The sequence below is a fragment of the Kitasatospora hibisci genome, assembly GCF_043950205.1.
GTDB lineage: Bacteria > Actinomycetota > Actinomycetes > Streptomycetales > Streptomycetaceae > Kitasatospora > Kitasatospora hibisci.
The window spans coordinates 2244468-2269274 of record NZ_CP171642.1 but is presented as its reverse complement, the minus strand read 5'-3'; the positions used below and the strand labels follow the sequence as shown (position 1 = coordinate 2269274).

Annotated in this window: 20 protein-coding genes and 1 tRNA gene; 16 read left to right on the top strand and 5 right to left on the bottom strand. The window is 74.5% G+C overall.

The features are described from left to right. Positions 1–361: 361 nt before the first annotated feature. From ACF9IK_RS09655 to ACF9IK_RS09630, 6 genes are all read left to right on the top strand, one after another. On the top strand, positions 362–1429 hold the full coding sequence (locus ACF9IK_RS09655) for a ParA family protein (protein ID WP_374209186.1): 1068 nt from the start codon (positions 362–364) through the stop codon (positions 1427–1429). Next, complete coding sequence (locus ACF9IK_RS09650; RefSeq protein WP_395293826.1) at positions 1426–2157, top strand: hypothetical protein; 732 nt, start codon at positions 1426–1428, stop codon at positions 2155–2157. The genes ACF9IK_RS09655 and ACF9IK_RS09650 overlap by 4 nt, the downstream gene beginning before the upstream one ends. A 194-nt stretch (positions 2158–2351) precedes the next feature. Next, a complete protein-coding gene (locus ACF9IK_RS09645; protein ID WP_395293825.1) occupies positions 2352–3287 on the top strand; it encodes a segregation and condensation protein A in 936 nt (311 codons plus the stop codon). A 449-nt stretch (positions 3288–3736) separates the two neighbouring features. Next, a complete protein-coding gene (scpB, locus tag ACF9IK_RS09640; protein WP_395298525.1) occupies positions 3737–4330 on the top strand; it encodes an SMC-Scp complex subunit ScpB in 594 nt (197 codons plus the stop codon). A gap of 64 nt (positions 4331–4394) precedes the next feature. Further along, positions 4395–5657 (top strand): pseudouridine synthase, encoded by a 1263-nt coding sequence (locus ACF9IK_RS09635; protein ID WP_395293824.1) that lies wholly within the window; start codon positions 4395–4397, stop codon positions 5655–5657. Positions 5658–5925: 268 nt separating this feature from the next. Beyond that, entirely contained in the window at positions 5926–6909 is a 984-nt protein-coding gene (locus ACF9IK_RS09630; RefSeq protein ID WP_395293823.1) for a helix-turn-helix domain-containing protein, read from the top strand. 119 nt (positions 6910–7028) lie between these two features. Here the strand turns inward: ACF9IK_RS09630 and ACF9IK_RS09625 are convergent, their stop codons facing one another. From ACF9IK_RS09625 to ACF9IK_RS09615, 3 genes are all read right to left on the bottom strand, one after another. Next, a complete protein-coding gene (locus ACF9IK_RS09625) occupies positions 7029–7391 on the bottom strand; it encodes a DUF952 domain-containing protein (RefSeq protein ID WP_395293822.1) in 363 nt (120 codons plus the stop codon). Positions 7392–7511: 120 nt separating this feature from the next. Next, entirely contained in the window at positions 7512–9059 is a 1548-nt protein-coding gene (locus ACF9IK_RS09620) for a mucoidy inhibitor MuiA family protein (protein ID WP_395293821.1), read from the bottom strand. Between the two features lie 3 nt (positions 9060–9062). Beyond that, positions 9063–11387 (bottom strand): DUF4139 domain-containing protein, encoded by a 2325-nt coding sequence (locus tag ACF9IK_RS09615; RefSeq protein WP_395293820.1) that lies wholly within the window; start codon positions 11385–11387, stop codon positions 9063–9065. A 412-nt stretch (positions 11388–11799) separates the two neighbouring features. Here ACF9IK_RS09615 and ACF9IK_RS09610 point away from each other — a divergent pair, with 412 nt between their 5' ends. The 3 genes from ACF9IK_RS09610 (at position 11800) to der (ending at position 15464) form a co-directional block, all read left to right on the top strand. Continuing rightward, a complete protein-coding gene (locus ACF9IK_RS09610) occupies positions 11800–12885 on the top strand; it encodes a prephenate dehydrogenase (protein ID WP_395293819.1) in 1086 nt (361 codons plus the stop codon). A 176-nt stretch (positions 12886–13061) separates the two neighbouring features. Then, complete coding sequence (cmk, locus tag ACF9IK_RS09605) at positions 13062–13775, top strand: (d)CMP kinase (RefSeq protein ID WP_395293818.1); 714 nt, start codon at positions 13062–13064, stop codon at positions 13773–13775. A gap of 234 nt (positions 13776–14009) precedes the next feature. Beyond that, a complete protein-coding gene (der, locus tag ACF9IK_RS09600; protein WP_395293817.1) occupies positions 14010–15464 on the top strand; it encodes a ribosome biogenesis GTPase Der in 1455 nt (484 codons plus the stop codon). Positions 15465–15640: 176 nt separating this feature from the next. Here der and ACF9IK_RS09595 read toward each other — a convergent pair whose 3' ends face one another. Continuing rightward, positions 15641–16459 carry a hypothetical protein gene (locus ACF9IK_RS09595; RefSeq protein ID WP_395293816.1) on the bottom strand — a complete coding sequence of 273 codons (819 nt, stop codon included), beginning with the start codon at positions 16457–16459 and terminating at the stop codon, positions 15641–15643. A 418-nt stretch (positions 16460–16877) separates the two neighbouring features. Next, positions 16878–17744 (bottom strand): hypothetical protein, encoded by an 867-nt coding sequence (locus ACF9IK_RS09590; protein WP_395293815.1) that lies wholly within the window; start codon positions 17742–17744, stop codon positions 16878–16880. A gap of 740 nt (positions 17745–18484) precedes the next feature. Between ACF9IK_RS09590 and ACF9IK_RS09585 the strand changes: the two genes are divergently transcribed. From ACF9IK_RS09585 to ACF9IK_RS09555, 7 genes are all read left to right on the top strand, one after another. Continuing rightward, positions 18485–19273 carry a transglycosylase family protein gene (locus tag ACF9IK_RS09585; protein WP_395293814.1) on the top strand — a complete coding sequence of 263 codons (789 nt, stop codon included), beginning with the start codon at positions 18485–18487 and terminating at the stop codon, positions 19271–19273. A gap of 277 nt (positions 19274–19550) precedes the next feature. Continuing rightward, positions 19551–19865 carry a transglycosylase family protein gene (locus ACF9IK_RS09580; RefSeq protein ID WP_395293813.1) on the top strand — a complete coding sequence of 105 codons (315 nt, stop codon included), beginning with the start codon at positions 19551–19553 and terminating at the stop codon, positions 19863–19865. 148 nt (positions 19866–20013) lie between these two features. Beyond that, positions 20014–20727: an alpha-ketoglutarate-dependent dioxygenase AlkB family protein gene (locus ACF9IK_RS09575; protein ID WP_395298524.1), complete on the top strand. Its 714-nt coding sequence runs from the start codon at positions 20014–20016 to the stop codon at positions 20725–20727. 252 nt (positions 20728–20979) lie between these two features. After that, entirely contained in the window at positions 20980–21840 is an 861-nt protein-coding gene (locus tag ACF9IK_RS09570; protein ID WP_395293812.1) for an acyl-CoA thioesterase, read from the top strand. A gap of 264 nt (positions 21841–22104) precedes the next feature. Continuing rightward, entirely contained in the window at positions 22105–22896 is a 792-nt protein-coding gene (locus ACF9IK_RS09565; protein ID WP_395293811.1) for a DUF1684 domain-containing protein, read from the top strand. 239 nt (positions 22897–23135) lie between these two features. Then, the gene (locus ACF9IK_RS09560) at positions 23136–24515 is read left to right on the top strand and encodes an MFS transporter (RefSeq protein ID WP_395293810.1); all 1380 of its coding nucleotides are present in this window, start codon (positions 23136–23138) and stop codon (positions 24513–24515) included. A 143-nt stretch (positions 24516–24658) separates the two neighbouring features. After that, positions 24659–24732 (top strand) — tRNA-Pro (locus tag ACF9IK_RS09555). The last annotated feature ends 75 nt before the right edge of the window (positions 24733–24807 follow it).

Genomic DNA, 24807 nt, shown 5'->3' with positions numbered 1-24807 from the left:
TGCCCGTGAACAGGGGGTTGCGTCGGCGGGTCGCTCTGTCGTCAATTTCTGTGGGTCGCGTCACCCGACCGCAGAAACGTTAGGGTCAAGGGCCCGCGCATCCCTTGACAGAGGGTCGCGCGATGGTCGACACATCCGGCCCACTACCGTGGATTGTGTTGCTGCGAACGCCTTGAACGGCCTAGAGTCGCAAACCGTCGGCATGCTGCCACGCTGACGAATCGACATAGAGTCCTGGATGCCCAAGGAGGTAAGACGACTTGTGAATGAGTCGACATTTGCTCCCGGGGGTGGTCAGCCAGGACTGGCGGAGCACACCGCCGGCCAGCCGAGTGAGGAGTCCGGGGCCCGGCAGGCCACCGTGGGCTCGGCCGAGGTCGGCTCGGTCGCACTCCGTACTTTCGAAGCACGCCAGAACACAGCACAGGTGACCACGGTGACCGACTACGACGCCGACCTGCCGGCCTACGGCCTGGCCTACGGCGAGATCGCCTACGGCGCCTACGACGACCCGGACGCCGAGTACGAGCCGGACCCGGAGTACGCCGCCACGCTGGCCCCCGACGCCGCGCGCCAGCGCCGCGAGCGGGTCGGCCCGACCGGCCGTCCGCTGCCGTACTTCCCGATCCCCGCGCCGGTGGCCGAGCACGGCCCCGCGCAGATCATCGCGATGTGCAACCAGAAGGGCGGCGTCGGCAAGACCACGTCGACCATCAACCTGGGCGCGGCGCTGGCCGAGTACGGCCGCCGCGTGCTGCTCGTCGACTTCGACCCGCAGGGCGCCCTCTCGGTCGGCCTCGGCGTCAACCCGATGGAGCTCGACGTCACCGTCTACAACCTGCTCATGGAGCGGGGCCTGACGGCCGATGAGGTGCTGCTGAAGACGGCCGTGCCGGGTATGGACCTGCTGCCGTCCAACATCGACCTCTCCGCCGCCGAGGTGCAGCTGGTCAGCGAGGTGGCCCGGGAGTCCGCACTGGCGCGCGCCCTGAAGCCGCTGCTGCCGGACTACGACTACGTCATCATCGACTGTCAGCCCTCGCTGGGCCTGCTGACGGTCAATGCCCTGACGGCCGCTCACAGCGTCATCGTCCCGCTGGAGTGCGAGTTCTTCGCGCTGCGCGGTGTCGCGCTGCTCACCGAGACCATCGAGAAGGTCTGCGAGCGCCTCAACCCCGAACTGCGCCTGGACGGCATCCTCGCCACCATGTACGACTCGCGCACCGTGCACAGCCGTGAGGTGCTGGCGCGCGTCGTCGAGGCGTTCGGCGACCACGTCTTCCACACCGTCATCGGGCGGACCGTGCGCTTCCCGGAGACCACCGTCGCCGGCGAGCCGATCACCACGTACGCGACCAACTCGGTCGGTGCCGCCGCATACCGCCAGCTCGCCAGGGAGGTGCTCGACCGGTGCCGCCCCGCCGAGTGAGTCTCCCGGGTGCCGACGAGCTGTTCCGGACCACCGGGGGGATGGCGCTGTCGCCGTCCCTCGCGCCGCGTCCGGCCGCGGAGGCGCCCAGACCGGAGACCGCACGGACCGTCAACGGTGCCGGCGGCAGTCCAGCCGGCGCGGACGGCACGGACGGCGAGGACGCCCCGGGGGCCGTCGACGGGCCCGCCGGGACGACCGGGGGCGCGGATGCCGCAGGCGGCGCCGGGAGGGCCCGGGAGCGCCGCGGTGCGGGTGCCGCGACGGTGCCCGCTCCGGCGCAGCCGGGCGGCGCGCACGGGGCCGGTACGGGCGCCGGGGGCGCGCAGGGCGCTTCCCAGGGCGGCGGGGCCGCCGGGGCCCCGGGCGGTGCGGCCGGTGGCGTGGCGGGCGCCGCGCAGGCCGTGGGCAGCCGGACCGCAGCATCCGGGGCGCGCCAGCACGGGGCTGCGGCCGAGGAGCAGACGGGCGCCGCAGGACGCCCCCGGCCGCGCGGCCGGGCACCGCGCCGCCCCAGCGGGCGGGAACGGCACGACGAGAAGATCACCGTGTACGTCTCGGCCGAAGAGCTGATGGACCTGGAGCACGCGCGACTGGTGCTGCGCGGTGAGCACGGCCTCGCAGTGGACCGCGGCCGGGTCGTCCGGGAGGCCATCGCGGTGGTGCTGGCAGACCTGGAGCAGCGCGGCGAGGCGAGCATCCTGGTGCGGCGGCTGCGCGGGCGCTGAGGCGCCGGGGCGCTTCGGGACCGGTTGCCGAGCTGCGGGGGCTGGGTACGAGGTCCGGGGGCGTGGAGCCAAGGCGCGGGACCGGTGCGCGGGGCACGGAGCCCTGAGGGCGCGTGGGCGCGGGTGCGCCGGGCGCGGCGTGTCGGTGGCCCCGGCGTGGGGCGGGCGGCGGGGCCGGGTGAAGATGGACCGTCATGCCGAGCAGCCTGGAACCGCCCGCCCCCGTCGGGGCCGTCCCCGAAGGGGCGATCCCCGGAGGCACCGCCGCCGAGACCGTCGAGAGCGCCGACGAGTCGCGGGGCGGCTTCCGGGTGCGGCTGCAGAACTTCGAGGGCCCTTTCGACCTGCTGCTCAGCCTGATCTCCAAGCACAAGCTCGACGTCACCGAGGTGGCGCTGGCGACCGTCACCGACGAGTTCATGGCGCACATCCGGGCCATGGGCCCGGACTGGGACCTGGACGCCGCGACCGAGTTCCTGGTGGTCGCCGCGACCCTGCTCGACCTCAAGGCCGCCCGTCTGCTGCCCGCCGCCGAGGTCGAGGACGAGGAGGACCTCGCCCTGCTGGAGGCGCGGGACCTGCTCTTCGCCCGCCTGCTCCAGTACCGGGCGTACAAGCGGGCGGCCGCCCTGTTCGGCGAGCGCTGGGCCGCCGAGCTGCTCCGGCGCCCGCGGACCGCCGGCCCGGAACCGCACCACGCGCAGCTGCTGCCCGAGGTCGTGATCAGCATCGGCACGGCGCGGTTCGCGGAGCTGGCGGCCAGGGCCATGGCACCCAGGCCGGAGCCGGTCGTCTACGTCGACCACATCCACACCCCGCCGGTCAGCGTGCGGGAGCAGGCCGGGCTGGTCGTCGGCCTGCTCACCGAGCTGGGCGAGGCGTCCTTCCAGCGGCTGGTCGCGGACGCGCCGGACACGCTGGTCGTGGTCGCCCGGTTCCTGGCCCTGCTGGAGCTCTACCGCGAGCGGGTGCTCGACTTCGACCAGCCGGAGGCGCTGGGGGAGCTGCTGGTCCGCTGGGTGGCCGAGGCGGACCGGGGAGCGGTCGAGGTGACGGACGAGTTCGACCGGCCCGCGGGCGAGCTCCCGGAGCAGGCGGAGCGGGAGAAGAGGAAGGAGGAGCGGCGATGACGGGTGCTGCCGAGGGCGGCGGGCGGCCGGCGCGGCGGCCGCTGGGTGTCCCCGGACAGCCGCGCGCCGGGGAGTGGCTGGAGCCGGCACCCGGCGCGGGGCCGGCCGGTGCGGACCGGGGGGAGTCGGGGCCGGGGCTGGAGCCGGAGCCGGAGCCGGTAGGGGGCGAGCCGGCGAGTGGCGCGACGGAGGCCGTCCCGCCGGCGGCCCCCGCGGGGGCGCCGGTGGCCGTGGCGGAGCCGCTCGTCGTGCACCGGAAGTCGGCCCCGACGGCCTTCGACGCGGGGCCCGCGGGCCGGCCGGCCGGGCGGCCGGGCCCTGGGCAGGGTGCCGAGCGGGGCCACGGGCCGGGCATCGGGCCGGAGACCGGCGAGAGCGCGGGTACGGGAGAGGGCGGGGACTTCGCCCCGGCCGGGCCGGGGCTCAGGGCCGAGCTGGAGGCGATCCTGATGGTCGTCGACGAGCCGGCCGCGGAGGCCCATCTGGCGTCCGTGCTGGAACGCCCCAGGGCGGAGGTGGCGGCGGCACTGCGCGAGCTGTCCGCCGAGTACACCGCCCAGGGCCGGGGCTTCGACCTGCGGCTGGTGGCCGGCGGGTGGCGGTTCTACAGCCGGGCGGAGTGCGCGCCGGCCGTCGAACGCTTCGTCCTGGACGGCCAGCAGGCCCGACTGACCCAGGCCGCGCTGGAGACCCTGGCCGTCGTCGCCTACCGTCAGCCGGTGTCCAGATCGCGGGTCTCGGCCGTCCGTGGTGTGAACTGTGACGGCGTGATGCGTACCCTGGTACAGCGAGGACTGGTGGAAGAGGCCGGATCCGAGCCCGAAACAGGTGCGATCCTGTATCGGACGACGAACTACTTCCTGGAACGGATGGGGCTCCGCGGCCTGGATGAGCTGCCGGAGCTCGCTCCCTTCCTGCCCGAGGTCGACGACGTGGAAGCGGAGTCCCTGGAGGGCACGATGATCGCGGAGGCGGTCGCCGCCGCTGCCGTGCAGGCCGCGGACGGCAGTGGCGAGGCCGATCGGGCTGCGCCTGATCGGTAGGGGGCGGTGAGGTCGGCCGAAACGACCGCACAGCCCAGACGGAAAACGACGTACGGACACTTTGATGCGTAGCAGTGGCAACGGCAGGAACAGCAGCGGCGGCGGCAGCGGTCGCGGCGGACAGGGCGGGGGCCGGGGCGGCGGCTCCTACGGGGGCGGCTCGGGCCGCGGTGGCTCGTACGGCGGCGGCTCCGGTTCCTCGCGCGGCGGCGGCGCCGACCGCGGTGGTTCGGGCCGGGGCGGGTCCGGCTCCCCGCGGGGCGGTTCGTACGGTGGCGGCTCGGGCTCCTCGCGCGGCGGCTCGTACGACCGGCGTGACGACCGGCGCGACGACCGGCGGTACCCGGACCGCCCGCTGCGTCCCGAGGAGCGGCGCTACGACCGCCCCGAGTACGGCGGCGGCCCCAACGCCACCCCCGCGCGCGGCGGCTACGCCGGGCGCCGGCCGGGCCCGGCCCCGCGTCCGCGCCGCGAGGGCCAGGGCGCCCCGGGCGACCCGCGCCGCCAGCCGCAGCGCTCGCGCGAGCTGCAGGCGCGGATCGAGGACGCGGTGCTCGCCCGGCACGACAAGCCGGCCGTGAAGCTGCCCAAGACCTTCGGCGAGCCCGAGGGCGAGCGCCTGCAGAAGGTGCTGGCGCGCGCCGGCGTCGGCAGCCGCCGCGCCTGCGAGGAGCTGATCGAGCAGGGGCGTGTCCAGGTCAACGGCAAGCTCGTCACCGAGCAGGGCAAGCGCGTCGACCCGCAGAAGGACGAGATCAAGGTGGACGGCCTGACCGTCGCCACCCAGTCGTACCTGTTCTTCGCGCTGAACAAGCCGGCCGGCGTGGTCTCCACCATGGAGGACCCGGACGGCCGCCAGTGCCTCGGCGACTACGTGACCAACCGCGAGACGCGGCTGTTCCACGTCGGCCGCCTGGACACCGAGACCGAGGGCATCATCCTGCTCACCAACCACGGCGAGCTGGCCCACCGCCTCACCCACCCGCGGTACGGCGTGACCAAGACCTACCTGGCCGCGATCCAGGGCCCGATCCCGCGCGACCTGGGCAAGCAGCTCGCGCAGGGCATCGAGCTGGAGGACGGGTTCGCCCGCGCCGACAGCTTCAAGGTGGTCTCCAACGTCGGCAAGAACTACCTCGTCGAGGTCACCCTGCACGAGGGCCGCAAGCACATCGTCCGCCGGATGCTGGCCGAGGCCGGCTTCCCGGTCGAGAAGCTGGTGCGCACGCACTTCGGCCCGATCGCCCTGGGCGACCAGAAGTCCGGCTGGCTGCGCCGTCTGACCAACCCCGAGGTCGGCCAGCTGATGCGCGAGGTCGGTCTGTAGACCCGTCGGTGTCCCGGGCGGGCCGGCCGCGCAGCCGGCGGACCGGTCCGTACCTTCGGGCCCACGCCTGCTGAGGGCCTCCCCGCCGAGTGGCGGGGAGGCCCTCACACCGTTCGGCGGGTCCTGCTGTGAGCCGGGACGCATCGCCTGGTCACCGCCTTGCCAGCGCGATGATCCGTGGCCGAGGATTGCCACCTGACCGCGGCCCGCCGAGTGGCGGGAGTGCGCCACCGTGGCGCGGGCGGGAGGCGAGACGGGGAGCGGCGTCGTGTCCGATGCACCACTCAGCGCACTGGGACTGGCCGCACCGGACGGGCGGGTCTACGCGGCGCTGGTGGCCAATCCGCAGTCCACGGCGGAGGACCTGGCGGTCGCGTGCGGGCTGACCCTCCAGCAGAGCATGCGCGCGCTGGACCGGCTGGCGCAGCACGGTATGGCGACCCGCGCCCCGGTGGACCGGCACCGGTTCCTGGCGGTGGCCCCCGATGTCGCGATAGGCACGCTGATCGGCCACCGCGAGTCCGAACTGCGGCACGCCCGCGCCGAGATGCACCGCCTGATGGACGCCTTCCGGGAGGCCTCGCGCTACACCGACCCGGCGCACTCGGTCGAGGTGCTGACCGGCGGGGAGGCGATCGCCCAGCGACTGGAGCACATCACCGAGACCAGCCGGTACCAGGTCCGCGGCTTCGACTGCCCCCCGTACATCCAGGACCCGGTGGCCAACATCCCGCTGCAGGGCCGGCGGATGAAGGAGGGGCTGCGGTTCCGGACCATCTACGACCGGGAGGCGGTGGCCTGGCCGGGCCGGCTGGAGAAGAACATCCTGGTCGGCGTCGCGGACGGCGAGGAGGCGCGGGTCCGGCCGGTGCTGCCGATGAAGATGATCATGTCGGACGACCGGATGGCGATCATCCCGATCAGCGTGGGGGACAGCGTCCTCGACGCCGCCTACGTCATCCACCCGTCCGCGCTGCTGCAGGCGCTGGACACGTTGTTCGAGGCGGAGTGGGAGCGCGCCGTCCAGCTCCAGGCCGAGATCGGGGCGGCGGAGGAGGCGCTGGAGCCGGAGGCCGACCACCGCAAGCTGCTGGGCCTGCTCGCGGCGGGCCTCACCGACGAGTCGATCGCCCGCTCGCTCGGCTGGAGCGCCCGGACCACCCAACGCCGGCTGCAGAGCCTGATGCGCGAGCTCGGCGCCACCACCCGGTTCCAGGCCGGCATGGCGGCCCGGGAGCGCGGCTGGCTCTGACCCCGGCCGTCGCCGGAACGCCGGTTGGTGCCGGCACCCGGCCGTGGCGGTGAGCGTGCCGGCACGCGGCCGTGGCGGTGGGCGTGCCGGCACGCGGCCGTGGCGGTGGGCGTGCGGGTTCAGCTCCAGGGGGTGAGGCTCGCCCAGCGGCCGTCCGGGCCACGCTCGACCTTCTCCAGGCCGACCACGGCGGACCGGTTCAGCCGCCCGTAGATGTGGGGGAACAGCACGCCGGGCGTGGCCCCGGGCGGCGGCGCGCCGTGCGGGGCCTCCCACTTGACCATCGGCTCCACCAGCGACTCCTCGATCAGCAGCGCCATCAGCGGCTCGCGGGCGTCGGCGAAGAAGGCGTTGGCCACCGCGAGTGCCGTCTGTTCGTCCGCAGAGCAGTGGATGAACCCGTCGGTGAGCAACGAGGCGGTGGCGTACGGCCGGCCGGGGTCGGCCAGCCAGTCGTCCAGGGGGGCGAGGTGCAGGATCATGGTTCTGTTGTACCCCGAGCCGGTAGCCGAGCGGACGTCCGAGACTGAGCGGGTGTCACGACGGCGGGTCGCCGGGCGGTTCCGCCCGGCGCGCGGCCGCGGACGTGGCCAGGGCCGTCGTCACAGGCCGGCCACCTTCGACGAGGCGGAGACCTCGTACACCAGCGTGACGGTGCGGTGCGCGCCAGGGCCCAGCGGGACGTCCCAGCGGGCGATGCCCTCGGCGTCGAAGGCGTCCGGGGCCGGCCGGCAGTCCTCCTTGCGCAGCCGCACCTCCACCGCGGACACCTCGGAGACCGGCACCCGCTCGCGCACCGCGACCAGCCGCTCGTCCTGCTCCTCCGGGCCGGAGAAGCGGGAGATGTGCAGTCGGACCGTCCGGGTGGTCACCTGGCGCTGGCCGAGCCCGGTGGTGGCCTGGCTCTCCTCCGCCTCGCGGACCACCCGGTAGCCGTCGGAACTGCCGAAGGCCAGCTCGGCGTCGGCGCCCGCCGCCGTGAACGGCAGCTCGCCGCGGCCGGTGAAGCCGCTGCCGCGGACCAGTTCCACCGGGCCGGCCAGCAGCGCGTGCCCGGCCGCGTTGCGGAACCGCACCACCTGGGTGACCAGCGGGGACAGCTCCGGCGCACAGGCGTACTCGGTGGTGGCCGGTACGGTGAAGGCGCCCAGCGGCACCCGGTGCGCCCGGCCGTCCGAGGGCACCGACGCCGGCGCGGGCGCGCGCAGCACCCGGACCTCCCCGCCGTCGTCCACCCCCGGGACCTCGCCGGACGGGCCGAGCGTGCCGATCGCCTCCTCACGCAGCTCGACCTCGACCGTGCGGCGCTCCTCCGCGCTGCGCTCGCGCAGCGTCAGCCGGTCCTCGGCCAGGGCGGGCGGTTCGGTGGCCAGCGCGGAGCGGGCTGTGGACAGGGTGAGCCGGGCGGCCGTCCAGTCCTCCCCGGTGCGCTGCCAGACCACGGCCTCGGACTCCAGCCGCAGGGTGCCGTCGACCAGGGTGGCCCGGTAGGAGGGCCGCCAGAGCGCGCAGGGGACGAGGTGGCTGACGGTCAGCCGGGCCGGTCCGGCGGTGGCGGCCTCGACCGTGAGGTCGAGGTGGGCGACGAGCTCGGCCGGCTCCTCCTCGGCCTGGTCGAGCGCGATCCGGGCCCGGGTGGCGTCCTCCTCCAGCCGGCGCAGCCGGGAGCGGACGGCGCGCAGCTCCTCGCCGTACCGCTCCCGTTCGCCGTCCACCCGGTCCAGTTCGCGCGTCCAGCGGGCCCGTTCGACCTCGCCGGCGCCGGCGCCCTCGCCGATCTCGCGCAGCAGGTCGGCGGAGAGCTGGGCGAGCAGGGCCAGCCTGGCCTGGAGACGGTCGCGCAGCTGTTCCTCGCGGCGGGTCCGCTGTTCGAGTTCGTGCACCCGGTGGCGCAGCTCGGAGTCGTCCGGGCCGGGCGGTTGCGGAGCGCGCGGGGTCCAGGCGCGCACGATGCGGGCGTCCAGGACGCGGGTGCCCGCGGCGTCCACCTCGGCGCGCAGGGTGCGGTCGACGGCGAGCGCGGTGATCGGGCCGAGGCGCAGCCGCTGGACGCCGGCGGAGAGCTCGACGGCGGCGGTGCGCTCGATCTGGCTGCGGTCCTCCAGGCAGGTGACGGCGGTGACCGGGAGGGGGGCGGTGGTGCTGGTCATCGTTCAGTTCCTCCGGTTTCCGCCGACGATGGCCTTGCCGGCCGGGATTCTGATCTGGAAGCCGCCGTCGAGCTCGGCCCGCCCGCCCGGCGGCAGCTCGACGCGCCAGAGCCGGGTGCCCGCCGGGTACTCCGGGGCGGGGTTCGCGGGAGTGTGCCAGTCGGCGCGCTCGTCGATCCGGATGTCCGCGTCCGAGGCGACCGGCACCCGCTCGCGGACCTCGACGGTCACCGGCCGCCCGAGCCGGTTCGCCAGCTCCAGGTGCACCCGGTGGTCGAGCAGGGTGGTGTTGTTGAGCATGCCCGCGGTGGACTCGCGCAGCTCGGTGCGGCGTACCACCTCGATGCTCTCCGCCACGCCGACGCCCAGCCGGCGGGTGCCGCCGGGGGCGAGGGTGGGCAGCGCGGCGGTGAGCAGGAACTCGCCGTCGACGGTGACCTCCACCGGCCCGGCCAGCACGGCCTGCGAGGTCGGGTTGGCGAGTACGACCGTGCTGTACACCTTCTCCTCGACGGAGGGCACGGTGACGTACTCGGGGCGGACGGAGAGCGGGATCTCGCCGATGGTGACGGTGTGCCAGGTGCCGTCCGACGGGATGTCGGCCGGTGCGGCGGCGTCGAAGCGGTGGTCGAAGGAACCCGCGGCGTCGCGCGGCGGCACGGCGTGGCGGGGCAGCGGCAGGGCGGCCACCGACCGGGCGACGTTCGCCGAGTGCTGCCGGGCCGGCGTGGGCCGTCCGGCGGTGGGCGTCCGCAGCGTGCCGCGGCGGGCGGCGGGCTGCTCGGGGCCGGACAGGACGAGGGCCGGGTAGTCGAGCAGCGCGGCGTCGGGGGTGAGCGGCGCGAACGGCTCGGCGGGTTCGGCTCCGGCTCCGCCGGGCTCGGGGCCGCCGGGGCCGCCGGGGCCGCCGTACGCGGCGAAGCGTGCGGTCGTGTCGGCGGCCGGTGCGGCGAGGGCGGGGCGCGCCGCCGGGCGGGAGGCACGTCTGGCGCGGGCCGGGGCGCCGCCCGGGGCGGCCGGCGCGGGAGGGGCCGGTGCGACGGCGGGCGGCGGTAGCGGGCCGCCGGGCTGCGGGGGCGGCGGCCCTCCGTACCCGGCGAAGCCGGCCAGCAGGAAATCCGGCCCCTCGGTGTCGGGCGCGCCGCCCGTGCGCGGAGCGCCGGCCGTCACCGGGGCGGGCAACGGCGCGGCGGTGACCGCGGCCGGGCGCTCGGGAGTGGGCCGCGGGCCCGCCGCGTCGTAGCCGGTGAAGAGGTCGGCCAGGCCGCCCGGGGTCTCGCGCCAGCCGGACGGCGGCGGGACGGGCTGGCTGCGGCCGATCCGCAGCGAGCGGAGCCTGGGGAGGTCGGTGCGCCGGTCCAGGTCGGCGGTGGAGAGGGCGAGCCGGACGCCGGTCCAGTCCTCGCCGGTCCGCTGGGCGACGGAGGCGCGCAGGAGCAGCTGTCCGGTGTCCGCTCCCTGGCGGTAGGAGAGGCGGTAGGCGGGTACCCAGCGGGCGCCGGGGACGCCGTACTCGAGTTCGAGCTCGATCTCGGCGGCGCCGGCGGGGGCCGCGGCATCCGGGAGAGCTGCGGTGCCGGTGGGGCCGGTGGGGCCGGGGAGACCGGGGAGACCGGGGAGGGCCGCGGTGTCGGGGAGCGGAGCGCTGTCGTCGGGCGGGCTGCCGTCGGGCGCTGCGGTCGCACGCGGGGTGGCGAGCGTCACCAGCACGGTGGCCGAGGTCTCGACGGGGTGGGCAGGCTCGGCCGTGGAGGAGCGCTCCAACCGGTCGGCGAGCACCGCGGACTCGTGCTCGGCGGCCTCCAGATCCCGGGTCAGCTCCTCGGCACGCTGCTGGAGCCGGTCGAGGCGCTCGTCGACGAACTCGGCCAGCTCCAGCCAGGCGTCGGCGGGCGTCCGGCGCAGTGGCTCGTCCCTGCGGCGCGGCGGTGGCACCGCACGCAGGGCGGCCGTCTCGGCGATGGTCGCCAGGGCCAACCGGTGACGCTCGCGGACGGAGTGCTCGTGCTCCCGTGCCTCGTCCAACCGGCGCCGCAGCTCCGGGAGTTCGGCGCGACTGCGGAGTTCGGCGACCGGTTCGAGGCGGGCCTCGGTGACGGCGGTGCCGGGCGGTCCGTCGAGCACCCGGGCGCGCAGCGACCGTCCGTCGAGCACGCGGGGCAGGCCGGTCAGCCGGAGCCGGCCGTTCGGCGGCAGCGCCACCCGGGCCCGGCGGCGGCAGACCGCTCCGGCGGCGTAGACCACGACGGAGTCGAGCACCGACGGGTGGGCCGGTACCTCGGGCCCGTCCGTTCGCTTCCCGTTCTCTGCACTGTGCTGATCGTTCACCCGGCCTGCCCCTTCGTTCGCGCTGTCCCGCGCCGAATCGCGCGCTGCCGCCCCCTGAGCGGTCAGTCTGCCTCGCTTCGGTGCGGGCGTCGCTGGATTTCGTCCCTGCGTGGCGTGTGCGGTCCGGCCCGCAGCCTGCTGCGGGCCCGGTGGTGGTGCTTCCGTGCTCGTCGTGCGGTGGTCGTGCTCGTCGTGCGGTGGCCGTGGTCGCCGTGGTTGCGGTCGGGAAGAGACCGTGGTCGTCGTCGTGAGAGGGGACGGGGCAGTGGGCCCGGCGGTTGCGCGGGTGCGGGGCAGCACGGGTTCGCGCAGGGGCGTGGCGGTGGCGGTGGCGGTGGTGGGGACGGGGCCCGGTGATGCGAGAGGATGGGGCGAGCACGCTCAGGTCAGCCGTGAGGAGAGCCAACCCGCCATGCGCACTGCCGTCGTCGTCGGTACCGGACTCATCGGGACGTCCGCCGCGCTCGCCCTGACCGGACGCGGGCTGACCGTCCACCTGGAGGACGCCGACCCGGACGCGGCCCGTACCGCGGCGTCGCTAGGCGCCGGCACCACCGAGCCCGCGGACGGCCCGGTGGACCTGGCGATCATCGCCGTGCCGCCCGCGTTGGTCGGCAAGGTGCTCGCCGACTGCCAGCGGCGCGGTCTGGCCCGCTGGTACACCGACGTCGCCAGCGTGAAGGACGGTCCGCGCGCGGAGATCGCCGCGCTGGGCTGCGACACCGTCCACTACATCGGCAGCCACCCGATGGCCGGGCGTGAGCGCTCCGGCCCGCTGGCCGCCCGCGCCGACCTGTTCGAGGGGCGGCCCTGGGTGCTCACCCCCACCCCCGACACCGACACCGAGACGCTCAACGCCGTCCTGGAGCTGGTCGCCCTCTGCGGCGCGATGCCGATCGTGATGGACGCGGCCGCCCACGACCGCGCCGTCGCCCTGGTCTCGCACGCCCCGCAGCTGCTCTCCTCGCTGGTCGCGGCCCGGCTGGAGCACGCCGACGAGACGGCCATAAGGCTCTCCGGTCAGGGCGTCCGGGACGTGACCCGGATCGCCGCCTCCAACCCCGGCATGTGGGTGGACATCCTCTCCGCCAACGCGGGCGCCGTCGCCGACATCCTGGAGGAGGTCGCCGCTGACCTCGGCGACACCGTCACCGCGCTGCGCGCACTCCAGACCGCCGAGGAGGGCGAGCGCCGGGCCGGGGCGGCCGGGATCGCGGCCGTCATGCGACGCGGCAACACCGGCCAGGCCCGGATCCCCGGCAAGCACGGCGCACCGCCCACCCGGTACGAGACGGTGGCCGTGGTGCTCGGAGACCAGCCCGGTGAGCTCGGCCGCCTCTTCGGCGAGGTCGGCGCGGCGGGCGTCAACATCGAGGACGTCGCCATCGAACACTCCACCGGCCAGCAGGTGGGCTTCGTCCAGCTGTCGGTCGCCCCGGCGGCGGTGAAGCCGCTGACGGCGGCGCTGCGGGCGAGCGGCTGGAGCGTCCGGGACTGAGCCCGGCCGGCAGGGCCTTCCCGGGCCGGCGGCGGGCCGCGGCCCGGAGCCGACCGGGCGGGAGCGGCCTTTCGCGCCGGTCCATTAACCTTGAGGGAGACATCCCCGGGTTTCACGCTGCGCGGAATCAGGTCGCGCGGGGTCCGGGCCCCAGGTTTCAGAGAGAGGTTCGCCCCGTGGACACTGCCGACCAGGCGCACGCCCCGGTCGTCGTCGCCATCGACGGACCCTCCGGCTCCGGCAAGTCGACCGTCTCGCGGGCGGTCGCCGCCCGGCTGGGGCTCAGCTTCCTGGACACCGGTGCGATGTACCGGGCGATGACCTGGTGGATGCTGACCAACGACGTGGACGTCGCCGACGCCGACGCCGTGGCCGTCGCCTGCGGCAAGCCGGTGATCGTCTCCGGCACGGACGCGGAGGGCCCGACCATCACCGTGGACGGCCAGGACGTGTCCGGCCCGATCCGCGGCCCCGAGGTGACGGCGCACGTCAGCGCCGTGTCCGCGGTGCCGGCTGTGCGGACTCGACTGGTGGAGCTGCAGCGCGGCTGCGCCGAGGTCGCCGAGCGCGGCATCGTCGCCGAGGGCCGGGACATGGGCAGCGTGGTGTTCCCGGACGCCACCGTCAAGGTCTTCCTCACCGCCTCGGAGGCCGCCCGCGCCCAGCGCCGTGCCGCCGAGCTGCGGGCCAAGGGGGTGGACGAGGCGACCATCACCGCGATGGCCGCCGACCTCGCCCGCCGCGACGCCGCCGATTCCTCCCGGGAGACGGCGCCGCTGACCCAGGCCGCGGACGCGGTCCTGGTCGACACCAGCGAGCTCACCCTGGAGCAGGTGATCGGCACGATCTCCGCGCTGGTCGAGGAGCGCGCCGGACTGTCGGCCGTCTGATGCCGTCGGCCGGCTGATCCGCTGGGTCTTCGCCGGACGGACGGACGTCCGGTCGGGTCGGTCTGCCGGGTCGGCTCGTCCGGCTCGTCCGGCTTCCGTGCCGGGGCCGGTCCCGAGCAGGAAGGCGGGGTGCCACCGAGGCACCCCGTCGTAGTACTCGCGCTGCCCCGAGCGGGGCAGGTACGCACGGCGCGCCCCTGGGAAGGGCCGGGCCGGGAAACGGAAAACACGAACATGACCGCAGAGCACCCCACCGCCGGCCACGGCGAGCTGGACGCCGTCGAGTACGCCGAGTTCATGGCGATCGCCGCCGAAGAGGGCTTCGACCTGGAGGACGTCGACGGCCTGGGCGACGGCAGCCACGCGCCGCTGCCGGTGCTGGCCGTCGTCGGCCGCCCGAACGTCGGCAAGTCGACCCTGGTGAACCGCATCATCGGCCGCCGTGAGGCCGTCGTCGAGGACAAGCCGGGCGTCACCCGGGACCGGGTCAGCTACGAGGCCTCCTGGAACGGCCGTCGCTTCAAGGTCGTCGACACCGGCGGCTGGGAGATCGACGTCCTCGGCATCGACGCCATGGTCGCCGCCCAGGCCGAACTCGGCATCGAGACCGCCGACGCGGTGCTCTTCGTGGTCGACGCCACCGTCGGCGCGACCGACACCGACGAGGCCCTGATCAAGATCATCCGTCGGGCCGGCAAGCCGACCGTGCTCTGCGCGAACAAGGTCGACGGCCCGTCCACCGAGGCCGAGGCCGCCTACCTGTGGTCGCTCGGCCTCGGCGAGCCCTACCCGGTCTCCGCCCTGCACGGCCGCGGCTCCGGTGACCTGCTCGACGCCGTGATGGCCGCCCTGCCCGAGGCCCCGCCGCAGACCTTCGGCGACGCCGCCCCCGGCGGTCCGCGCCGCGTTGCGCTGATCGGCCGCCCGAACGTCGGCAAGTCCAGCCTGCTCAACAAGGTCGCCGGGGAGGAGCGCGTCGTCGTCAACGAGCTGGCCGGCACCACTCGCGACCCGGTCGACGAGATGATCGAACTCGGCGGCAAGACCTGGAAGTTCGTCGACACCGCCGGTATCCGCCGCCGGGTCCACCTGACCGCCGGCGCCGACTTCTACGCCTCGCTGCGCACCTCCTCCGCGCTGGAGAAGGCAGAGGTCGCGGTCGTCCTGATCGACGCCAGCGAGACCCTGGCCGAGCAGGACACCCGGATCATCTCGATGGCCGTCGAGGCCGGCCGCGCCGTCGTCATCGCCTACAACAAGTGGGACCAGCTGGACGAGGAGCGCCGCTACTACCTGGAGCGCGAGATCGAGCGCGACCTCGTCCAGGTCCAGTGGGCACCGCGGGTCAACGTCTCGGCCAAGACCGGCCGGCACATGGAGAAGCTCGTCCCGGCGATCGAGACCGCGCTGGAGGGCTGGGAGACCCGTATCCCGACCGCGCGGCTGAACGCCTTCCTCGGCGAGCTGGTCGCCGCCCACCCGCACCCGATCCGCGGTGGCAAGCAGCCGCGCATCCTCTTCGGCACCCAGGCGGGCACCCGTCCGCCGCGTTTCGTGCTGTTCGCCTCGGGCTTCCTGGAGGCCGGCTACCGCCGCTTCATCGAGCGCCGTCTGCGCGAGGAGTTCGGCTTCGTGGGCACGCCGATCTCGATCTCCGTCCGGGTGCGCGAGAAGCGCAAGAAGAAGTAGGACCGACGCGGCGCGCGCCGCGCGACGACGAGGAGGGCCTCGCCACTCGGTGGCGGGGCCCTCCTGCGTGCGGGGGGTGGGGGCGGCCCGTCCCGTGGGGTGGTGGGGGAGGGCGCGTAGGGGGCGGGGGAGGCGGATGCTTCGCCGCGGGCCCGGCGACCGGTGGCCGCGTCGGGTCAGTGCTGGTCGCCGCTGCGGCCCGGGGGGAGCGAGAGCAGGTTGCGGTGGCGGCCGCCGGTCGCCGGGCCGACGGCGGCGCTGGCGCCCGTGCCCGTGCCCGTGCCCGTGCCCGTGACCGGTGCCGGGAAGGACGCGGGTGCGGGCATCGGATGTGGGACCGGGCCGAGGTAGCCCGCCGCGACCCAGCCCTGTCCGTTGGTGAACTGGCCGGCGGTCCGGGCGGGTTGGCCGCCAGGGGCAGTCGAACCGCCGTGGCCGGCGGCCTGGGTGTGAAGCGGGGGCGCGGGGTGGCTCTGGGCATGGGCGAGATGGCGGTCGGCCGGTGCGGCGTGGCCGGTGCCGTCGTTGGCGGGGTCGGCCGGGTGGGCGCCGGGCGCGGTCGGTGCGGCGTACGGGGCGGTGCCGGTATGGGTGGCGCCGCCGGTGTGGGAGAAGCCGGGGTGGGGCGTGCCGAGGGAAGGGGCGCCGCCGTGGGAGGTGTGGCCGCTGTGTGTGGCATGACCGCTGTGTGCGGCGTGGCCGCCGTGCGTCGTGTGGCCGGCCACGCCGGGGCCGGTCTGCTGGCTGGGCATGAACTGGGGGAGGCCGAGTGCCTGGCCCGCGTACGTCTGGAAGGACTGCTGCTGCGGGGGGTAGGACCGCGGCTCGCCGAAGAGCGGGTAGCCGTCCCGGACGGCGAAGCCCGTGAACTTCAGGTTCTCCTCGCCCGAGCGGTCGCCCGGCAGCGCCCGGAACAGCCGCCGGTACTCGGAGTACAGCTCGTCGTAGATCGGCGTCGTCGAGTGGGGGTTCTCCGCGTCGTACGACGGGCGCATGCCCGGGATCGCACGTGGGACGGTGGCGGACCGGCGGTGGGATGCGGAGGCCTCGTAGCTGTACACACAGGGGCCAACGATCGAGAGGCCCGGGGGATGCGGGCTCCGCAGCCCCGGGGCGGCAGTCCGGGAGGGGCAGCCGGGGGTGGCAGCCCCGGGGTGGCAGCGCGGTGGCGCAGTCCGGGGGGCGTCGCCGAGACGGAAGACGGCCGGTGCCGATCGGGCCGACGATCGGCACCGGCCGGCCACCGCTCGACCGCGGGCGGGGACTCCGTACGGCGGCGTTCGGTGGGATCGGTGCAGGGGGACGGGGACGGGGACGGGGGCAGGGTGGGGGCAGGGTGGGGCCGCAGCCCGTCGGGGCCGGTCGGGCTGCGGTCGGGCTCTCCACGGGCGCAGGCCGCCCGCCCCGGGAGGCTCAGGTGCCGGCGAGCGGCAGCGAGGCGGCGACCACCTGTCCGAGGGCCACGGCGCGCTCCAGCGCCTGGCGGAGCAGGTCCTCGCGCGGCTGACGGCCGACCATGCCGGCCGGCACGGCGTACATGGTCACCTCCGCCATCTGGCTGGCCGCGATCCGCCAGGCCTCGGTGACCTGGAGCGGCTGGTGCGCCTGCCACCACCCGGTGCTGCCGCCGGCTGCGGCGGGCTGCAGGATCGCGTGCAGCTTGCCCATCGCCACCAGCACCGACCAGCCGGGCAGCTGGTCCGGCGTCTTGTCGAGGTCGGTGACGAGCTGGAAGCCCGCATCCTGCAGGAGGTCCAGGAACTCGTCGGTGCCCGAGGTGTTGCCCGGCCGCCCGACCGGTCCGGTGGGCTCGACGACCAGCGAGGCGTGGCCCGTCTCCCCGTGCAGGACGAGCCCGCAGGTGATGCCGAGGATGGCGGCCTGCCCGGGGGTGCTGGGCTGCTCCAGCGCGCCGGCGGGCCGGTCGGGGGACGCGGCGGACGCGGTGGGTTCCGGGGCGGTGGCCGGTGAGGGCACCGCCGGGCCGCCCGCGGTCGCCGGGGCGCCGACCTGGGCCTGGCTGATGCTGCGGACGGCGCCGACCAACTGCTCCTCGGCGACCGGCACCACCTGGGAGGGGATGCAGCGGGCGTGCGCGAACGCGAGCACCGCGGTCTCCTCGCCGACGAACAGCACGGTGCTGGTGGGCTCCTGGAGCGAGTCGCCGGGCGTGCGGCAGGACGTGCACTCGTAACTGTCGGGCGCGTGGGCGCCACCGAGCAGGCGGTCGGCCTCGTCGTCGCCGATCTCGGACCGGACTTCGTCGCTGACGTCGAGCATGCGCGGCACTGGAACTCCTCGGGATGTCGGGATGTCGGGATGTCGGGATATGGGGATGTGGGACGGGGGAACGGGCGGATGGACGGAATGGCGAAGTGGGACGGGGAACGGGCGAGTGGACGACTAGGCGAGTGGGCGAGCGTGTTCGGGTGGAGAGGGGTGTCGTGGGCGGGTCGCGTGGGCTGGCAGGGGACTGTTTGTGGCCGCCTCTACCAACGGACCCCTGTGGCAGGGGTCACGGGTGGTCGTCGAGGCTGACGGTTATTGCCCCGGAATCGATCGCCCGGCGTGTCCCCGTGGTCGCAATGTGTCGATGTCGGCGACGGGACTGCCGGAATGAAGCCGTGAGGTGGGTCACGGGTCGATGATGTTTGATCTAGGAAATGACGGCCAAAACGGACAAATAGGGCGTCATTGAAAGGTCATTACCATCGGTAACCCTTGGCTGAGCTGGGCAGACCGTCGGATGTTTGGATCCCCGGCGGCCGACTCGTAGCTTCATTGGCGGTGCAACGAGCACCACCCGGGTTCACCCCCGACGCACAGCCCGCCGGCTCACCCCGGCGCAGGCCGTGCCCGCCGATGCGACCGCTCGAACAGGTCGCCGGTGCGTGGCGGGTGGCCGGGGCGGCGCGGCACGTCCGACACGTGCCCGGCCGCCCGACGGACGCGGCGAGCGAATCGATCCCCTCCGAGGGCTTGGTTCCGCATGCCCGCCCGGGGCTGTCGAGAGGAACCCCATGTCTTTCCGTAACGAGTCTGCCGCTGCCACCACCTCCACCGTCACCAAGCGCAACCGCGTTCGGATGGCTGTCGTGGCGGGCGCCGCTGTCGCGGCCCTGCCGGTGGCCGGCCTCGTCACGGCCACCTCGGCCTCCGCCGCCTCCGTCGCCACCTGGGACGCTGTCGCCCAGTGCGAGAGCGGTGGCAACTGGGCCATCAACACCGGCAACGGTTTCTACGGCGGTCTGCAGTTCACCTCCAGCACCTGGGCCGCCTTCGGCGGCACCGCCTTCGCCCCGCAGGCCAACCTGGCCACCAAGGCGCAGCAGATCTCCATCGCCGAGAAGGTCCTCGCCTCGCAGGGCCCGGGCGCCTGGCCCGTCTGCTCCGTCAAGGCCGGTCTGACCAAGGGCGGCGCCCCGGCCGCGGTCGACACCTCCGCCGGTGCGACCACCGCCGCGAAGCCGGCCGCGCCGAAGCCGGCCGAGGCCCCGAAGCCGGCCGCGCCGAAGCCGGCCGCGCCGAAGCCGGCCGCGCCGAAGCCGGCCGAGGCCCCGAAGGCCGCCGTCGCGCCCAAGGCTGCCGTCGCGCCGAAGTCCAACGACTCCGCCAAGTCGTGGAAGGCCGGGACCTCCAACGACGCCAAGCGGGTCAACGGTGGCAACTACACCGTCAAGTCCGGCGACACCCTGAGCAAGATCGCTGCCGCCAAGGGCCTGGACTGGCACGACCTGTACAGCAAGAACACCAAGGTCATCGGTGGCAACCCCGACCTGATCTTCCCGGGCCAGACCCTGACCGTCTGATCCTGTTCGCCTGGTCGGACCTCCAGGGACCCGTGGGTTCCGTGGATCCACCGGGTCCTGAGGGATCCGGAACGGCCGCTTCTCCGCTGCGCGGGGGAGCGGCCGTCGGCGTGTCCGGTGTGTCGAAGTGTGTCGGGGCGGCGCGCGCCTAGGGTCGGCTGCTATGCCTTCGATTCGTAGGATCAGCCGTGAATCGTTCGTCCCTACCGGGGGTGGGTCGGTGCGGGGTGGTGGCGCGGCCGGAGCCGCTGTCGCTGTCGCAGCCGCGGTCGTCGCGGTGCTCGCGACCGCCGTGGTGCTGCCGGACGGGCGGGCGCGGGCCGCGGTGACCGTCGCGGACCTGGTCTGGGACGACCTGGCCGAGTGCGAGAGCGGCGGAGACTGGCGCGCCGACACCGGCAACGGCTACTTCGGCGGCCTGCAGATCTGGCCTCCCACCTGGGAGGAGGCCGGTGGCCTGCGGTTCGCCGACCGGCCCGACCATGCGAGCCGCCGGCAGCAGACCGCCGTCGCCGAGGAGATCCTCCGGATGCAGGGGTGGGAGGCCTGGCCGGTCTGCGCTCGGGAGATCGGGATGATCGGGGACGAGTGAGCGTGCCGCCTCCGGTTCGACGGTCCTCCGGCTCGACGGCGCGACGGCGCGACAGCTCGGCGGGCCGGCCGGTTCGGATCCGGCCGGCCCCCGCGTCGTCCGAGTTGTCGGACCGCTGCGCGAGGATGGTGGTGTGATCCAGGGCGAGCTGTTCGGCGACGAGCCGGGAACGGGCGGGCGTGCGGGCACCGGGGCCGGAGCGGCCCGGGAGAGGTCCGAGCCGGCGCCCGGTGCGGTCCTGCTCCCCGGCTGGCTCGCCGCCGACGCCCAGTTGCGTCTCGTCACCGCCTGTCGGCAGTGGGCCCGGCCGCCCGCCGGGATGCACACCGTCCGGATACCCACCGGCGGCATGATGTCCGTGCAGATGGTGAGCCTCGGCTGGCACTGGTACCCCTACGGCTACCGCCGGACCGCCGCGGACGGCGCGCCGGTCAAGGCCTTCCCGCCCGAGCTCGGAGAGCTCGCCCGCCGGGCCGTCGCGCAGGCCTACGGCGACGCGGTCGGGACGATCGCGGGCGCGGCCGGCTACGAGCCCGACATCGCCATCGTGAACCACTACGCGCACGGCGCGAAGATGGGCCTGCACCAGGACCGCGACGAGCGGACGGACGCGCCCGTCGTCTCGCTCTCGCTCGGCGACACCTGCGTCTTCCGCCTCGGCAACACCGAAACCAGGACCCGCCCGTGGACCGACCTGGAGCTGCACAGCGGTGACCTGCTGGTCTTCGGCGGCCCGTCCCGGTTCGCCTACCACGGTGTGGTGCGGACGCTGCCCGGTACGGCGGACCCGGCGCTGGGGCTGACCGGGCGGCTCAACATCACCGTCCGGCAGAGCGGCCTCGCGGTCGGCTCCGCGGGCTGAGGGCGGTCCGGTCCGGTCCGGTCCGGTCCGCAGATTCGCGCGTTCCGGAGGCGCGTTCCGGAAGTGCGCTGCGGAGAGGTGTTCTGGAGCTCGGCACCTCGTTCGAGTGATTCGCCGACGGACACCCCGGGTGTGGGGAATGCCCGGACTCGCTGGAGAATTCGAAGGGGCGGGAGAATTCGAGAGAACGGGCGCCGGCAAACGGGCGGAAGACCTCCGTCCGGGCCGGCCACCCGGAGAGGAAGCGCACGCATGGGTACCCCCGTCGACGAACTCGTCGAACTGCTGGACCTTGAGCAGATCGAGCTGAACATCTTCCGGGGCCGCAGCCCCGAGGAGGCGCTCCAGCGGACCTTCGGCGGCCAGGTCGCCGGCCAGGCACTGGTCGCGGCGGGGCGAACGGTGGACAGTGACCGTCCCGTGCACTCACTGCACGCCTACTTCCTGCGCCCCGGGGTGCCCGGTGTGCCGATCGTCTACCAGGTCGACCGGATCCGGGACGGCCGCTCCTTCACCACCCGCCGGGTGCTCGCCATCCAGGGCGGCCGCTCGATCTTCGCGCTCACCGCGGACTTCCACCTCCCGGAGGAGGGCGGCATCGACCACCAGTACCCGATGCCGGACGTCGCCGCTCCCGAGGACCTGCCGAGCGCGCTGGAGGAGGTCGGCTCCCGGCTCGGTGAGCTGCCGCCGTTCATCAGCCGCAGACAGCCCTTCGACATCCGGTACGTCGACCGGCTGCGCTGGAGCAAGGAGGAGCTGGACGGCGTCGAGGCGCGCAGCGGCGTCTGGCTGCGCACCAACGGCTCGCTGCCCGACGACCCGCTGATCCACGTCTGTGCCCTGACCTACGCGAGCGACATGACGCTGCTGGACGCCGTCCGCGCCCCCGTCGAGCCGCTCTGGGGCACCCGCCATTTCGACATGGCCTCGCTCGACCACGCGATGTGGTTCCACCACCCGTTCCGGACCGACGACTGGCTGCTGTACCAGCAGGAGTCCCCGATCGCGCACGGCGCGCGCGGCCTGGCCCGCGGGCAGATCTACGACCGGAGCGGCCGGCTGGTGGTGTCGGTCGTGCAGGAGGGCCTGTTCCGGCCCCTGAAGGGATGAACTGAAGGGATGAACCACCCCCGTGGCCGGTGTTGATCTGATGAGGTGTGCTGAGACGCGTCGAGACGAGTCGATGCGATGGCGTACGCCTGTCTCGCCGTGCCGGTGTCGTCACGCGTCGATGTCGGGTCTGTGCGGACACGTGTCGACGCGGGACCTTTGACGGAACCAGGAAGGCCTGCCGGCGGGCCTTCCGGGAAGGCTTGTGGGGAAGTCCTGTCAGCAAGGCCTGCGGGCCTCGGACCGAAGTGGGAGGGCATGCCGATGACGGCGACAGCCGCGGAGGAATGGAAGCACTGGAGCGACGGTCGGGCAGCCGCCGTGAGCTCACCGCACGGGCCGCTGGCGCTCACCGGCACGCACTGGCTGGAGCCCGAGCCCACCGAGATCCCCGGCCTGCCCGGCCGCTGGTGGGCCGACGCGGAGGGTGTCCGGCTCGGGGCGGTCGCCGTCGACGGCATCACCGTCGCCGGCGCCACCGCACCGGTCGACGGCGAGGTCCTGCTCCGCCCGGACACCGACCCGGCCGCCGACACCGCCACGCGGGGCGAGCTGCTCCTCGTCCCGATCGAGCGCGAGGGTGAGCTGGCCCTCCGGGTCTTCGACCCGGACGCGCCGCGCCGGGCGGCCTTCGCCGGGATCTCCGCGTACCCCTACTCGCCGGAGTGGGCCGTCCCGGCGGTCTTCACCCCGTTCGAGAGCGGTGACGACCAAGCCGTCGTGGTGGCGAACGCGGACGGCAAGGAACGCCCGCTGGCCGTCACCGGCCAGATCTCCTTCACCGTCGCCGGCGAGCACCGTACCCTCACGGTGAGCCGCGCGGGCAACGGCCTCAGCGGTGTCATCGCCGACGCGAGCAGCGGGACGGACACCTACCGCTTCCGGTTCATCACCATGCCGGCGCCCGACGTGGACGGTCGCACGGTGCTCGACTTCAACCGCGCGTACCTGCCGCCGTGCGCCTTCGCCGACCACTTCATCTGCCCGTTCCCGCCGCCGGGCAACCGGCTGGACTTCGCGGTCGAGGCGGGGGAGAAGCAGGTCCTCACGCGTTAGCGCGGGGGTGTGGGGCGGGGCCGGGCGGGTGTGGTGGCGCGCGCCGGTTCGGGCACGCTGCCGCGCGGGTGCGTCGGCCCCACGGGCGGGCGCCGGTCGGCGGGGGGTGGGCACCGGTCGGCGGTCGCGATGAGCACGATCGCGGCCACCGCTTGCGGACGCTGGTCATGGCAGACGGAGGCCTGAAGCCGGCGCCCCGGTGGCGGACCGGTCGGCGGGCGTGGTGAGTATGGGGGACTGTGTCGACCAATCATCCTGCCAATTCGACGGCCGCCCCCGGGGCGCCGGAACCGGGCGCAGCACCGTCCTCCGAGCCGTCCGATGCCCTGGCGCCGGCCGCCGCCTCCCTGCCCGCGCTCCCGGACGGCCCACTCCCCTGGCACCGCAGACTCGTCCGCGGGGCCTTCGCCGACCTCAGCCCGCTGCGCGACAACGCCGACTACCGGCGGGTCTGGTTCGGCCAGGTGGTCGCCTCCATCGGCCAGCAGATGACAGCCGTCGCCGTCTCGGTTCAGGTCTACGACCTCACCGGCTCCAGTTTTGCCACCGGCCTGGTCGGACTCTTCTCCCTCTTCCCGCTGATCGCCTTCGGCCTCTACGGCGGCGCCATCGCCGACACCGCGGACCGCCGCCGCCTCGGCCTGATCGGCTCCGCCGGCCTCGCCGCCGTCTCCGCCGTCCTGGCCGCCCAGGCCATCGCCGGCCTCGGCCTGGTCGCCGTCCTCTACGCCGCCGTGGCGGCCCAGGCCGGCTTCTTCGCGCTCAGTTCGCCCGCCCGCTCGGCCATGATCCCGCGGCTCGTCCCGGCCCACCAGCTCCCCGCGGCGAACGCCCTGAACACCGTCAGCATGAACCTCGGCCTCACCGTCGGCCCCATGCTCGGCGGCGTCCTGATCGGCGCCTACGGTGCCCAGGCCGCGTACCTCGTCGACACCGTCGCCTTCGGAGCCATCCTCTACGCGATGTGGCGGCTGCCCGTCATGCTCCCGCTCGGCGAGCGCAAGGGCCGCGCCTCCGTCCTGGACGGCCTGCGCTTCCTCCGCGAGCAGCCCAACCTGCGCACCAGCTTCCTCGCCGACCTCGCCGCGATGATCTTCGGCATGCCGCGCGCCCTTTTCCCGGCCATCGCGGTCACCTTCTACGCCGGCGACGCCCGCACCGTCGGCCTGCTCGTCTCCGCCCCCGCCGTCGGCGCCCTGGTCGGCGCTCTCTTCTCCGGCTGGGTCGGCAAGGTCAACCGCCAGGGTGCCGCCGTCCTGGCCGCCGTCGCCGCCTGGGGCCTCGCCATCGCCGCCTTCGGCCTGATCCACAACCTCTGGCTCGGCCTCTTCCTGCTCGCCGTCGCCGGCTGCGCGGACACCGTCAGCATGATCTTCCGCAACACCATGATGCAGGTCGCAGCCCCGGACGAGATGCGCGGCCGCCTGCAGGGCATCTTCATCGTGGTCGTCGCCGGCGGCCCCCGCCTCGGCGACTTCGAGTCCGGCGCCGTCGCCTCCCTCACCAGCCCCGCCACCTCCGTCGTCAGCGGTGGCCTGGCCTGCGTCGCCGCCATCCTCCTCCTCGCCGCCCGCCGCCCCGCCTTCCTCCGCTACGACGCCCGCAACCCCACCCCCTGACCCCCGCACCCCGCCACCCCGATACCTGGCAGCGAGCACCCCCCGACGTGCTGTATTGTTTTCCACGTCGCCGGGACACCGGCAACAAGGTCGAGAAGCCCAACCGCTGAGCCCCCCAGGCTCCGCCGAAGGCGCCGAGACCACGGGACGTGGCGCAGCTTGGTAGCGCACTTGACTGGGGGTCAAGGGGTCGCAGGTTCAAATCCTGTCGTCCCGACTGGGGTTCGCCCCATTGTCGCAGGTCAGAGGCCGTTTTCTCGTTCGCGAGGAAGCGGCTTTCGGCGCACTCTGG

Coding starts and splice junctions, on each gene's coding strand:
- ACF9IK_RS09645 (WP_395293825.1), top strand. CDS start 2,352: ATGCCGAGCAGCCTGGAACCGCCCGCCCCCGTCGGGGCCGTCCCCGAA.
- scpB (WP_395298525.1), top strand. CDS start 3,737: ATGGTCGTCGACGAGCCGGCCGCGGAGGCCCATCTGGCGTCCGTGCTG.
- ACF9IK_RS09635 (WP_395293824.1), top strand. CDS start 4,395: ATGCGTAGCAGTGGCAACGGCAGGAACAGCAGCGGCGGCGGCAGCGGT.
- ACF9IK_RS09625 (WP_395293822.1), bottom strand. CDS start 7,391: ATGATCCTGCACCTCGCCCCCCTGGACGACTGGCTGGCCGACCCCGGC.
- ACF9IK_RS09620 (WP_395293821.1), bottom strand. CDS start 9,059: ATGACCAGCACCACCGCCCCCCTCCCGGTCACCGCCGTCACCTGCCTG.
- ACF9IK_RS09610 (WP_395293819.1), top strand. CDS start 11,800: ATGCGCACTGCCGTCGTCGTCGGTACCGGACTCATCGGGACGTCCGCC.
- der (WP_395293817.1), top strand. CDS start 14,010: ATGACCGCAGAGCACCCCACCGCCGGCCACGGCGAGCTGGACGCCGTC.
- ACF9IK_RS09595 (WP_395293816.1), bottom strand. CDS start 16,459: ATGCGCCCGTCGTACGACGCGGAGAACCCCCACTCGACGACGCCGATC.
- ACF9IK_RS09590 (WP_395293815.1), bottom strand. CDS start 17,744: ATGCTCGACGTCAGCGACGAAGTCCGGTCCGAGATCGGCGACGACGAG.
- ACF9IK_RS09585 (WP_395293814.1), top strand. CDS start 18,485: ATGTCTTTCCGTAACGAGTCTGCCGCTGCCACCACCTCCACCGTCACC.
- ACF9IK_RS09570 (WP_395293812.1), top strand. CDS start 20,980: ATGGGTACCCCCGTCGACGAACTCGTCGAACTGCTGGACCTTGAGCAG.
- ACF9IK_RS09565 (WP_395293811.1), top strand. CDS start 22,105: ATGACGGCGACAGCCGCGGAGGAATGGAAGCACTGGAGCGACGGTCGG.